Origin of the sequence: Komagataeibacter oboediens (assembly GCF_003207815.1) — a bacterium.
GTDB lineage: Bacteria > Pseudomonadota > Alphaproteobacteria > Acetobacterales > Acetobacteraceae > Komagataeibacter > Komagataeibacter oboediens.
On sequence record NZ_NKTX01000001.1, the window covers coordinates 131039 to 143461 of the forward strand.

At 65.0% G+C, this 12423-nt stretch carries 10 protein-coding genes and 1 tRNA gene; 10 read left to right on the forward strand and 1 reads right to left on the reverse strand.

All coding sequences use genetic code 11. The features are described 5' to 3' along the window. Window positions 1-33: 33 nt before the first annotated feature. The 6 genes from ntrC to CFR80_RS00605 all read left to right on the forward strand — a co-directional run bounded on the left by ntrC (window position 34) and on the right by CFR80_RS00605 (window position 7799). Entirely contained in the window at window positions 34-1482 is a 1449-nt protein-coding gene (gene ntrC / locus CFR80_RS00580; protein ID WP_010513912.1) for a nitrogen regulation protein NR(I), read from the forward strand. Continuing rightward, window positions 1479-3746 carry a sensor histidine kinase NtrY-like gene (locus CFR80_RS00585; RefSeq protein WP_010513911.1) on the forward strand — a complete coding sequence of 756 codons (2268 nt, stop codon included), beginning with the start codon at window positions 1479-1481 and terminating at the stop codon, window positions 3744-3746. Before ntrC ends, CFR80_RS00585 begins: the two co-directional genes overlap by 4 nt. Beyond that, on the forward strand, window positions 3736-5127 hold the full coding sequence (ntrX, locus tag CFR80_RS00590; protein WP_010513910.1) for a nitrogen assimilation response regulator NtrX: 1392 nt from the start codon (window positions 3736-3738) through the stop codon (window positions 5125-5127). Before CFR80_RS00585 ends, ntrX begins: the two co-directional genes overlap by 11 nt. 125 nt (window positions 5128-5252) lie before the next feature. Continuing rightward, window positions 5253-5537 carry an RNA chaperone Hfq gene (gene hfq, locus CFR80_RS00595; protein ID WP_110507007.1) on the forward strand — a complete coding sequence of 95 codons (285 nt, stop codon included), beginning with the start codon at window positions 5253-5255 and terminating at the stop codon, window positions 5535-5537. Next, the gene (hflX, locus tag CFR80_RS00600) at window positions 5537-6844 is read left to right on the forward strand and encodes a GTPase HflX (RefSeq protein ID WP_110507008.1); all 1308 of its coding nucleotides are present in this window, start codon (window positions 5537-5539) and stop codon (window positions 6842-6844) included. Before hfq ends, hflX begins: the two co-directional genes overlap by 1 nt. A gap of 115 nt (window positions 6845-6959) precedes the next feature. Further along, entirely contained in the window at window positions 6960-7799 is an 840-nt protein-coding gene (locus tag CFR80_RS00605; RefSeq protein WP_110507009.1) for an inositol monophosphatase family protein, read from the forward strand. Window positions 7800-7907: 108 nt separating this feature from the next. Here CFR80_RS00605 and mazG read toward each other — a convergent pair whose 3' ends face one another. Then, the gene (gene mazG / locus CFR80_RS00610; RefSeq protein WP_110507010.1) at window positions 7908-8702 is read right to left on the reverse strand and encodes a nucleoside triphosphate pyrophosphohydrolase; all 795 of its coding nucleotides are present in this window, start codon (window positions 8700-8702) and stop codon (window positions 7908-7910) included. 97 nt (window positions 8703-8799) lie between these two features. Here mazG and argC point away from each other — a divergent pair, with 97 nt between their 5' ends. The 4 genes from argC to CFR80_RS00630 all read left to right on the forward strand — a co-directional run bounded on the left by argC (window position 8800) and on the right by CFR80_RS00630 (window position 12358). After that, complete coding sequence (gene argC, locus CFR80_RS00615) at window positions 8800-9735, forward strand: N-acetyl-gamma-glutamyl-phosphate reductase (RefSeq protein WP_110507011.1); 936 nt, start codon at window positions 8800-8802, stop codon at window positions 9733-9735. A gap of 74 nt (window positions 9736-9809) precedes the next feature. Beyond that, window positions 9810-9893 (forward strand) — tRNA-Leu (locus tag CFR80_RS00620). Between the two features lie 54 nt (window positions 9894-9947). Further along, window positions 9948-11129 carry a phosphoserine transaminase gene (locus CFR80_RS00625; protein WP_167513885.1) on the forward strand — a complete coding sequence of 394 codons (1182 nt, stop codon included), beginning with the start codon at window positions 9948-9950 and terminating at the stop codon, window positions 11127-11129. A gap of 77 nt (window positions 11130-11206) precedes the next feature. Then, window positions 11207-12358, forward strand: coding sequence for an ATP phosphoribosyltransferase regulatory subunit (locus tag CFR80_RS00630; RefSeq protein ID WP_110507013.1), 1152 nt, complete (start codon window positions 11207-11209; stop codon window positions 12356-12358). Window positions 12359-12423 lie beyond the last annotated feature (65 nt).

Genomic DNA, 12423 nt, shown 5'->3' on the forward strand with positions numbered 1-12423 from the left:
GTTCCCCCACTGGACCTGAGAGATTTATAGCGTATGTCGCTGCCGACCATTCTTGTTGCCGATGATGACCGCTCCATCCGCACTGTGCTGAGCCAGGCGCTGGGGCGTGGGGGCTACCAGGTCCGCACCACCGGCCAGGCGTCCACCCTGTGGCAGTGGGTGGAGGAGGGCGAGGGCGACCTTGTCATCACCGATGTCGTCATGCCCGATGAAAACGGGCTGGACCTGATCCCGCGCATCCGCCGTATCCGCCCTGATCTGCGCGTGGTGGTCATGAGTGCGCAGTCCACCCTGATGACAGCCGTCAAGGCGACCCAGCGCGGCGCGTTCGAGTACCTGCCCAAGCCGTTTGACCTCAAGGAAGTGCTGGCGGTGGTTGCCCGCGCGCTGGCGACCCCTGCCACCCCGGTGCAGCCGCTGGCGCCCCCGCAGCCAGACGAACAGATGTCGCTGATCGGGCGTTCGGTGGTGATGCAGGACATCTACCGCATCATCGCCCGCCTGACGACATCGGACCTGACGGTGATGATCAACGGGGAAAGCGGCACCGGCAAGGAACTGGTGGCGCGTGCCCTGCATGAATACGGGCGCAGGCGGACGGGGCCGTTCGTGGCCATCAACATGGCCGCCATCCCGCGCAATCTGATCGAAAGCGAACTGTTCGGGCATGAACGCGGCGCCTTTACCGGGGCGACCAGCCGTGTCGCCGGGCGGTTTGAACAGGCGGCTGGCGGTACGCTGTTCCTTGATGAAATCGGCGATATGCCGCCAGAAGCCCAGACGCGCCTGCTGCGCGTACTGCAGGACGGGGAATTCACCACCGTGGGTGGCACCGTGCCGATCCGCGCCAATGTGCGCATCATCGCCGCGACCCACCGGGACCTGCGGCAGGCGATCCGCGCGGGCACCTTCCGCGAGGATCTGTACTACCGCCTGAACGTGGTGCCCATGCGCCTGCCGCCGCTACGTGAACGGGTGGAGGACATTCCCCTGCTGGCGCGGCATTTCCTGAATGAAAACGCCGAGGGCGCAGGCAGCGTGCGCGTGCTGGATGACGAGGCGATGGCCCAGCTTCAGGCCTATCGCTGGCCGGGCAACGTGCGCGAACTGGAAAACCTCATGCGGCGCATCACGGCGCTGCATCCGCAGGAAAGCATTGGCGCGGACATCATCGCCGCTGAACTGGCGGAAACCAGCAGCGTTGCGGCACAGGGTGAAGGCGGCAGCGGGGCGGCCGAGACGCTGGCCGAGGCGGTGGAGCGGCATCTGCGCCGCTTCCTGTCATCGGGGCAGGACGGCATGCCGCTGAGCGATATTTACGACAAGGTGATTGCCGAGGTCGAACGCCCGCTGATCACCATGACGCTGGCGGCCACGCGCGGCAACCAGATCCGGGCCGCGGCCATGCTGGGGCTGAACCGCAACACGCTGCGCAAGAAGATCCGGGACCTGGACATTCCGGTGGTCCGCGGCGGCGCATGACCATGAACGCGACACAACGCTCCAGCGTGGCGTACCGGCTGGCCCGGCGGGTGCTGGACATGCTGGTGCGGCGCAATGTGGCGCTGGTTCTGGTGCTGCTGGCGCTGGTTCTGGGGGTCGCGACATTCGTGGTGCTGTCGGGTGGCAAGTCGCTGGCCCATCATCCGCAGCTTCAGGCGCTGGTCTTCATCCTGAACTTCCTCGTGCTGCTGCTGCTGGCAACCTCGCTTACGGAAAAGATCGGGCGGGTCCTGGCCGAACGGCGCAGCGGGCTGGCGGGGGCGCGGCTGCATGTGCGGCTGGTCACGCTGTTTGGCATTGTTGCGGTGGCGCCCACCATCGTGGTGGGCACGTTTGCCGCCGTCTTCTTCCATTACGGTATCCAGATCTGGTTCAGCGACCGGGTGAACACCGCCCTGAACGAGGCGCTGGAGACATCGCGTGGCTACCTGCAGGAACATAACGCCAATATCCGTACGGAAGCGTTCTCGCTGGCCAATTACCTTGTCAGTGCGCAGAACGGGCTGTCGGGGTCGGGGGGCGATCTTCTGCATGACCCGGATGCGCTGTCGCAGGTGCTGGATTCACAGGCCACGCTGCGCGGGCTGGATGTGGCGGTGGTGTATGATCCGTTCACCAATACCGTCGTCGCCTCGGGCGGGCTCATGGGGCGGACAGCCAACCGCAAGGACCTGCCGCCGCCTGCCGCCACCCTCATGGCGCGCACGAACGAAATCGCGATCCTTGATTCCCCCGATGAAAAGACCGTCCGCGCCGTCGTGACACTGGGCGATACGCCGTCGCTCATGCTCATGATCGAGCGTCCGGTGGACCCCGACATCCTCGAACACATGCATCGTACCGAACAGGTGGTGGCCGATTACCAGCGCCTGAATGGCAACCGTGCCAAGATCCAGTTCACCTTCGTGCTGATCTTCGCCCTGGTGGCCGTGCTGGTGCTGGGGGCGGCGATCCTGATCGGGCTTATGCTGGCCAACCAGATCGTGCGCCCGCTGGGACTGCTGATCCTTGCATCCGAACGGGTCAGCAAGGGCAACCTGGACAGCAACGTGCCCGAGGGCGAGCGTGATGACGAGGTCTCCAGCCTGTCGCGCGCCTTCAACCGCATGACCACCCAGCTTGCGACCCAGCGCGCGGAACTGGTCAACGCCACCAACCAGATCAACGAACGCCGCAGGTTTACCGAAGCCGTGCTGTCCGGCGTGTCCGCAGGTGTGATCGGGCTGGATTCGCATGGCATGATCGAACTGCCCAACCGTGCCGCCAGCGTGCTGCTGCAGCGTGACATGTCGGCATGCGTGGGACAGTCGCTGACGGATGTGGTGCCGGAACTGGGTACTATGCTGGGACGCATCGCGCAGGAAAAGGGGCGCGAACTGACCGGCGAGGTGCAGGTGCTGGCCGGTGGGCGTGCGTGCACCCTGCTGGTGCGAATCGGCGCGGAAATGCAGAGTACCGTGACCGGCGATTTCGCGGATGGCTACGTTGTGACGTTTGATGACATAACAGCCCTGCAGGTCGCGCAGCGCAAGGCGGCCTGGGCCGATGTCGCCCGCCGCATCGCGCATGAGATCAAGAACCCGCTGACGCCCATCCAGCTTGCGGCCGAACGGCTCAAGCGGCGTTTCCTGCGGGAAATATCATCCGATCCCGACACGTTCGTGCAGTGCGTGGACACCATTATCCGCCACGTGGGTGACATCGGGCGTATGGTCGACGAATTTTCCGCCTTCGCGCGCATGCCGCAGCCTGTGATGCGGATGGAGGATCTGTCGCGCATCGTGCGCGAGGCGCTGATCCTGCAGCGCAATGCCCATCCGGAAATCCGCTATGAGGTCAACCTGCCGGACCGGGGGCCGCTGGTGAAATGTGACCGCAGGCTGGTGGGGCAGGCGCTGACCAACCTGCTGCAGAATGCGGCGGATGCGATCGCCATGCGGCCGGACCCGGGCACGAGTGGCGGGGATGGCGTGATCGGCACGATCCGTATTACATTGACCCGGCATGACCCGGATGTCGTCCTGAGCGTTGAGGATGACGGCATCGGGTTGCCGGTGGAGGATCGTGCCCGTTTGACCGAGCCATATGTGACCCATAAGCCCAAGGGAACCGGACTTGGCCTTGCGATCGTCAAGAAGATTCTTGAGGATCATGGCGGTAGCATCGGGCTTGCGGATCGCGCCGGGAGCAGGGGAGCTGTGTCGACATTGATTTTGCCGATAAAGGACGACCATGGGGCATGAAATCCTGATCGTCGATGACGAGCCGGATATACGGCTCCTTATCGAAGGTATTCTGGCTGATGAGGGATACGAGACGCGGCTGGCGGCGGATTCCGATTCCGCCATTGCGGCCTTCCGGGAACGTCGGCCTTCGCTGGTGGTGCTTGATGTATGGCTGCAGGGGTCACGGCTGGACGGGCTGGGGATCCTGAATGTCCTGCATAAGGAGGAGCCGTCCATCCCGGTCATCATGATATCGGGACACGGCACGATCGAGACCGCCGTCGCCGCCCTGCAGCACGGCGCGTACGACTTTATCGAAAAACCGTTCCAGGCAGATCGCCTGCTGGTTGTTGTGCGTCGTGCGCTGGAGGCGTCGCGTCTGGCGCGCGAAAATGCGGAACTGCGCCTGCGCGCGGGGTCCGGCACCGTGCTGGAGGGGCGTAGTGCTGCGATTACCGCCGTGCGCAACCAGATCGACCGCGTGGCGCCCACCGGGTCGCGCGTGCTGATTTCGGGGGCGGCGGGCACTGGCAAGGAAGTGGCGGCGCGGATGATCCACGCCAGTTCCCGCCGGGCGGAAGGGCCGTTCATCGCGCTGAACTGCGCGACCCTTGCCCCGGGTCGGTTCGAGGAGGAACTGTTCGGTATCGAAGGGGGCGAGGACGGCGCCGGTCGTCGCACCGGCGTGCTGGAACGCGCCCATGGCGGCACGCTGGTGCTGGACGAAGTGTCGGACATGCCGCTGGAAACGCAGGGCAAGATCGTGCGCGCGCTGCAGGACCAGACGTTTGAACGCCTTGGCGGTGCGCGACGGGTCAAGGTGGATGTGCGCGTGCTGGCCACCACCAACCGCGACCTGCAGGCCGAAATTGCGCTGGGGCGCTTCCGCGAGGATCTGTACTACCGCCTTGCGGTCGTGCCGCTGCGTATTCCCAGCCTGCGTGAACGGCGCGAGGACATACCCGAACTGGCGCGCATGTTCCTTGACCGCGCGGCAGAAAACGCGGGGCTGCCGCTGCGCGAACTGTCGGGAGACGCGATCGCCGCATTGCAGAGCTATGAATGGCCGGGCAACGTGCGCGAACTGCGCAACCTGATGGAGCGCCTTCTGATCATGATGCCGGGCAACAGTTCGGACCCGATCCGTGCCGACATGCTGCCATCCACCGTGGGCGAAGGCGCACCCGCGCTGCTGAAGTTCGATTCTGACGAGGATGTGATGAGCCTGCCGTTAAGGGAGGCCCGCGACCTGTTCGAAACCCAGTACCTGCAGGCGCAGCTGCTGCGTTTCGGGGGGAACATCAGCCGTACCGCGGGGTTTGTGGGGATGGAGCGCAGCGCGCTGCACCGCAAGCTCAAGCAGCTTGGCGTGACATCCGAGGACCGCAATGCGGGATGAGCTTTTGCCCACCTGGCACATGACTGCTAGACAACGAACTGTGATACGGACGGTGGCAACGCCGTAGCATGACACGCGACTGTGCCGTGTGATTCCGCCCAACAAGCAACAAGTAAGGCCCTGCCGTGGCAAAAGAACCTTCACAGAATGTCCAGGACGTGTTTCTCAACCACGTCCGCCGGTCGAAAACGCCGGTTACCATTTTCCCCGTCAATGGCGTCAAGCTGCAGGGAATCATCACCTGGTTTGATAACTTCTCCGTCCTGCTGCGGCGCGACGGGCATACGCAGCTTGTGTACAAGCATGCGATCAGCACCGTCATGCCCGCGACGCCCGTCAGCCTGTTCGAACCCCCGGCCGAAGCCGAGGGCACAGAGGAGCGTGCACCCACGGATGGCAGCCCGTCGTGATGGCGGGGCTGCCTTCCTCCGCCACCCGCGCCGCCGTCATCCTGCCGTGGGAACGCCCCGACCGGCATGACGATGCCCGCGCGGCCGAAGCCCGGCTGGAAGAAGCGGTGGGTCTTGCCGCTTCCATCGGGCTGGTGGTGGTCTGTCAGGCGGTGCTGCTGCTGCGTGCGCGCAGGCCCGCGACCCTGCTGGGTGGCGGGCAGGTGGATTCGCTCAAGGAAACGGTCAAGGCGGACAACATCACCGTTGTCATCATCGATTCCCGCCTGACGCCGGTACAGCAGCGTAACCTTGAACGCGCGCTGGGCTGCAAGGTGATCGACCGGACCGCGCTGATCCTTGATATCTTCGGTGAACGCGCCGCCACGCGTGAAGGCACGCTGCAGGTCGAACTCGCGCATCTGGAATACCAGCGCAGCCGTCTTGTGCGGACATGGACCCACCTTGAACGCCAGCGTGGCGGCTTCGGCTTCCTTGGCGGTCCCGGTGAAACCCAGATCGAGGCCGACCGCCGCATGATCGGCGACCGGATCGTGCGTCTCAAGCGTGAACTCGAACAGGTCCGTCGCACCCGTGGCCTGCACCGGCAGGCCCGCAGGCGGGTGCCGTTCCCCATCGTGGCGCTGGTTGGTTATACCAATGCGGGCAAGTCCACCCTGTTCAACGCCCTGACCGGGGCCAGCGTGTATGCGCAGGATCAGCTTTTCGCAACGCTGGACCCCACCATGCGCGGTATCCAGCTGCCATCGGGGCGGCGGGTGATCCTGTCGGATACGGTGGGGTTCATCAGCGACCTGCCGACCGAACTGATCGCCGCCTTCCGCGCGACGCTGGAAGAAGTGGCGGAAGCCGACATCATCCTTCATGTGCGTGATGTCTCGCATCCCGACAGCGCATCGCAGCGCACTGACGTGATCGAGGTGCTGGAGGGCATGGCCCGCAATGGTACGATCGAGCAGGACTGGCAGTCCCGCGTGATCGAGGTGCTGAACAAGGCCGATCTCGTGGGCGGACGTGACGCGGTGGGTGCACGACCGGGCAACGTGGTCATTTCCGCCATTACCGGCGATGGCCTGCCCGACCTGCTGGCCGCGATTGACGAACGCATGACGCGGGCGATGGAAGTTGCCGCCTATCGCGTGCCGCTGGCCGAAGGGGCCGCGATGGCGTGGCTGTATGAACATGGCGAGGTCACGCAGCGCGAGGATGGGGAAGACGGGGTAGAGATGACCGTCCGCCTGTCCCCCGCAAACCGCGCGCGGTTCGAGATGCAGTTCGGCCGTGTCGTGACCTGCCTGCAGGATTAGGCCGGAGACTGGTGCGCTGACTGTCCTGTGACCGCGGGCGGGGTGGAAAACATCTCCCTGCGGGCGCATGGATAGGCACCGGTAAACGACTGACATGCATGGCGGAGGGACAGCAATGACGGCACGGATCACACTGGCGGACATGCACAAGGTGGTGGATATGATGCGCGGCGCGGCATCGCGCCATGTCATGCCGTCCTTCCGCTGTCTGGACCGTGCCGACATCCGCAGCAAGAGCGGCCCGCTGGATATCGTGACCGTGGCCGATGAAGCCACCGAACGCGACCTGACCGCGGCCCTGCGCGCCGCATGGCCCACCGCACTGGTGCTGGGAGAAGAAGCGGTGGCGGCCGATCCCGCCCTGCTGGACGGTCTGGTGACGGCCGACCTTGCTTTCGTGATCGATCCCATTGACGGCACAGCCAATTATGCGGCGGGCGTGCCGCTGTTTGGCGTCATGGTTTCCGTCGTGGCACGGGGGGACGTGGTTGGCGGGGCGATTGTCGACCCGGTCTGTGATGTCGCTGTGCTGGCCGCGCGCGGGCAGGGGGCATGGCTGAACGATCGTGGCGGGGTCGAGCGCAGGCTGAATGTGGCCGCCCCCGTTGCGGCGCGGGACATGTCGGGCAATGCGTCATGGCGTTACCTGCCGGCCCCCATGCGCGACGTGGTGACGCATAACCTGCCCAAGGTGGCGGGATCATGGGATTTCCGGTGTGCCGCGCATGAATACCTGATGCTGGTTGACGGGCGGTGTCACTTCCTGCTGTTCAACCGCACCATGCCATGGGACCATCTGGCAGGGTGGCTGATCCATGCGGAGGCCGGGGGCTATAGCGCCCATTTTGATGGCTCTCCCTACCGTGTCACGGATCGTAGCGGCGGCCTTCTGTATGCGCCAGACAGGGCAAGCTGGCAGGCGTTGCGTGACCTGCTGTTGACCCCCGCTGCATAAAAAACCCGGAAACGTTCATGGGTGCCGCATTTTTTCAAAACGGCGGCGTCCCCTGAAAGCTTTCTGCAAAAATCTTTACCAGAAACGCCTGAATGGTTTGCGCGGGTTTCAGTCCTGTGGCTGTGCCGCGCGTTCACGGCGTTTGACGGCCTGCCAGCCTTCTTCCATGGTTCTGACATCCACATCCGTCAGTGCAAGGCCACGGGCGGCGAGATCGTGCTCGACCGCGGTGAAGCGGCGGGTGAACTTGGCGTTGGCCTGGCGCAGGCAGGCTTCGGGGTCCATGTCCAGCTTGCGCGCAAGGGTTGCCAGCGTGAACAGCACATCGCCGAGTTCATCGAATATCTTCGCCCGGTCGCCGCTTTCCAGTTCGACCTTCAGTTCATCAAGTTCCTCATCCACCTTCGCCGCGACCTCGCCTACCGTGTCCCAGTCGAAACCGGTACGGGCCGCGCGTGCGGACAGCTTGCGCGCGCGCAGCAGCGCGGGCAGGCCCACCGGCACGTCATCCAGCGTGCCGGCCCTGTTGCGGGCCAGCCGTTCCTGCGCCTTGCCGGTTTCCCACTGGCCTGCCTCGGCCGGGGCATTGCCGAATACGTGCGGATGGCGGCGGACCATCTTGTCGCCAATCATGCGGGCCACGGTGGCGAAATCGAACATGCCTTTTTCATCGGCCATCTGCGCGTGATAGACGACCTGCAGCAGAAGGTCGCCCAGTTCATCGGGCAGGCTGTCCCAGTCTTCGCGGGCGATGGTGTCCGCGACTTCATATGCTTCCTCAATGCTGTAAGGTGCGATGGAGGCGAAATCCTGCTCCCGGTCCCATGGACAGCCGGTCTGCGGGTCGCGCAGGCGGGCCATGATGTCCAGCAGGCGTTGCAGGGCGGACGGGGCATCGTGCATGGGTGCGGTTTCCTGCCAGTTCGTATTGCGGTCGGGCACAGGTTTTGTATAGATCGCCCATCCCCGTGCGGGAAGTTTTTATCAGGACACACCGAACATGAGCAGCAGTGGACAGCCAACGGTCTTTATTGATGGCGAAGCGGGCACGACGGGACTGGGCATTCGCAACCGCCTGCGGCACCTGCCCGTAACACTGCGTTCCATCGATCCCGAACGCCGCAAGGACCCCGATGCCCGACGGGAAATGATGGCGGCGGTCGATATCGTCATTCTGTGCCTGCCGGATGCCGCGGCAAGGGAAGCAGTGGCCATGGCAGATGCCATGGGCAGCGATGCGCCGCGTATACTTGACGCCAGCACCGCGTTCCGCACCGATCCGGCATGGGTTTACGGCTTTCCCGAAATGGATGCAGCCCAGCCCGCCGCCATCCGCGCTGCCGCGCGCGTGTCCAATCCCGGCTGTTACCCCACCGGGCTGATTGGCCTGCTGCGCCCGCTGGTGCGGGCAGGGCTTGTCCCGGCGGATTACCCCGTCTGCGTAAATGCCGTCAGTGGCTATAGCGGTGGTGGCCGCAGCATGATCGAGGCGCATGAGCGTGATGGCGGTCCGGCGTTCGAACTGTACGGGCTGGGCCTTGGGCACAAGCACATGCCGGAAATGACGCTGTATGCCGGTCTGGCGCAGCCGCCGGTTTTCGTGCCATCGGTCGGGCACTTCCCGCAGGGGATGATCGTGTCCGTGCCGCTGCATCTGGACCGCCTGCCCGGTCGGGTGGGCATTGCAGACCTGCATGCCGCCCTGAGCGCGCATTACAGGGGATCGGACCGCATTACGGTGGCTGAACCGTGCGCGAAACTGCTGGCGGATACGCTGGCGGGCACTGACCGGATGGAACTGCGCGTGCATGGAAACGACGCGCTGCGGCAGGTCGTACTGACTGCGCGGCTGGACAATCTGGGCAAGGGTGCGTCGGGCGCGGCACTGCAGAATGTGGCGCTGATGCTTGGGCTGGAACCGCCGCCGCCCGTGTGATATAGCGGGTCCGCAAGACGTCCCTGGACTGATTGCCGTGGCATTCCGTCCCGCATAGGGCGGGCTGCCTGTATGCGAGAGTGACGGAACGGTAGACGTAGTCGACTCAAAATCGACCGCCGAAAGGCATGGGGGTTCGAATCCCCCCTCTCGCACCAGTCTGGCGCACCGCCCGGTGTTGCTGTCCCTTTGCCCGTGTCGCGAACAGGACGATGTCTCCCTTGCCTGATGCCCTTACTGCAAAGCCGTCCGTACGGCCTGCCAATCCGTGCTTTTCTTCTGGCCCCTGCGCGAAGCGTCCGGGCTGGTCGCTTTCCGCCCTGTCGGATGCGCTGGTGGGGCGCTCGCACCGTTCGACCGAAGGACGCGCACGGCTGAACGAGGTCATTACCCGTTCAAAGGCCATCCTTGGCATGCCGGATGACTGGGTGCTGGGCATCGTGCCCGCATCCGATACGGGTGCGGTGGAAATGGTGCTGTGGTCCATCCTGGGCACCCGCCCGGTGGACGTGCTGGCGTTTGAAAGCTTTTCCGCCACCTGGGCCAACGACATCATCGCGCAGCTGAAACTGTCCGATGCCCGCGTGCTGAAGGCCGATTATGGTGAAATTCCCGATCTGGCGCAGGTGGACTGGGCGCGCGACGTAGTGCTGACATGGAACGGCACGACATCGGGCGCGCGCCTGCCGTACGATGCTGCCATTCCCACGCAGCGCGACGGGCTGGTGATCTGTGATGCCACATCCGCCGCCTTCGCCATGGACCTGCCGTGGGAAAAGCTGGATGTGGTCACATGGTCATGGCAGAAAGTGCTGGGTGGTGAAGCAGCCCACGGCATGCTGGCCCTGTCGCCGCGTGCGGTGGAGCGACTGGTATCCACGCCTGCTCCCCGCGCGCTGCCCAAGATATTCCGTCTGACCAACAGCAAGGGCCTGATTGACGGCATTTTCCGTGGCGACACGATCAACACGCCGTCCATGCTGTGCGTGGAAGATGCACTGGATGGCCTGAAATGGGCTGAAGGCACTGGTGGCCTGAAGGGATTGATCGCCCGCAGCGAAGCCAACCTTGCCGCCATTGCCGAATGGGAAGCGGAATCCGACTGGGCGCAGTTCCTTGCCCCCAACCCGAAGCACCGTTCCAGCACGGCCATCTGCCTGCGTATTGTCGCCCCGTGGTTTACCGCGCTGGACCATGCGGGCCAGACGGCGGCGGCCAAGAAGATCGTGTCCCTGCTGGGGCAGGAAGGGGTGGCGATGGACGTGGGCAGCTATCGCGACGCGCCGCCAGGCCTGCGGCTGTGGGGCGGGGCCACGGTGGAAACCGCCGACCTGCGGGCCGTCCTGCCCTGGCTTGACTGGGCGTACGCGCAGGTGCGCGCCCAGCACGCCTGATCCCTGCTTTTCCATGTCTGACCTGTCATGCCCTGCCTGCCACAGGGGGGCATGATGCCGCACGATAGGCCCCTGATATGACAGATGACCCGCCGTTCAATCCCGCGCTGCTGCCTGCAGGGTTCGTGGACAGGCTCCCCCCCGAGGCCGAGGCCGAGGCAGCGGGGGTCGAGACGCTGATGCGCGTATTCGCGGCCCACGGGTATGACCGCGTGACGCCGCCATTGCTGGAATTCGAGGAAACGCTGCTATCGGGTTCCGGTGCGGCCGTAGCGGAACAGACCTTCCGCCTGATGGACCCCGACACCCGACGCATGATGGCGCTGCGGCCCGACATGACGCCGCAGATCGCGCGCATTGCCGCGACACGGCTGCCTGATGTGCCGCGCCCCCTGCGTCTGGCTTATGCCGGGCCGTGTATCCTTATGGACAGTAACCGTGGCGATGGCGAACGCCAGATTTCGCAGGCGGGGGTCGAACTGATCGGCCCCGACCAGCCGGAAGCAGATGCGGAAATCGTCGCCATCGCGGCTGAATGCCTGGCCACACTTGGGGTGCAGGGCGTGTCTTTTGACCTCACCATGCCTTCCCTGACCACGGCGCTGGTTGATGCGGGCCGGTTTGACGGACATGTGCGCGGCATGCTGATGCGTGCGCTGGACCGCAAGGATGCCGCTGCCGTGGCGCGGCATGGCGGGGAACTGGCGCCGGTCCTGATCCGCCTGCTGCATGCCGCGGGGCCGGCCCATGGAGCGCTGGCGGAACTGGCGGCGGTGGACCTGCCGCCCGTGGTGCGTGCCCATAGCGTGCGGCTGGCGGCAACCGTTGCCGCCATTGAGGCGCGCGTGCCCGGTATCCGCCTGACGGTGGACCCGGTGGAATTCCGTGGCTGGCAGTACCATACCGGCGTATGCGTCAGCGTATATGCCGCGGGCCAGCGCGAAGAACTGGGCCGGGGCGGTCGCTACCTGTCCAATAATGACGAGCCGGCCTGTGGCCTGACCCTGCGGCCCGACATCATCCTGCGCGCGGCTCCGCCGCTGCCGTGCCGGACGCGGGTGTTCCTGCCGTGGGGGACGTCGCCGGAAGTGGGGGCCGCCCTGCGCGCCGGGGGCTATGCCACGGTCAGCGCACTGGGGGATGAAGGTGACGCAGGGGCCGAGGCACGACGCCTATCCTGTATGCTGGTGGTGGTTGATGGTCAGCCCGTGCCGGTGGATGGTATCTGACTTTATTTCGTTAATTATCTGATAAACAAGGTTTTTCCGGCTGGTCGCCTTTATTCCGGTCGGGC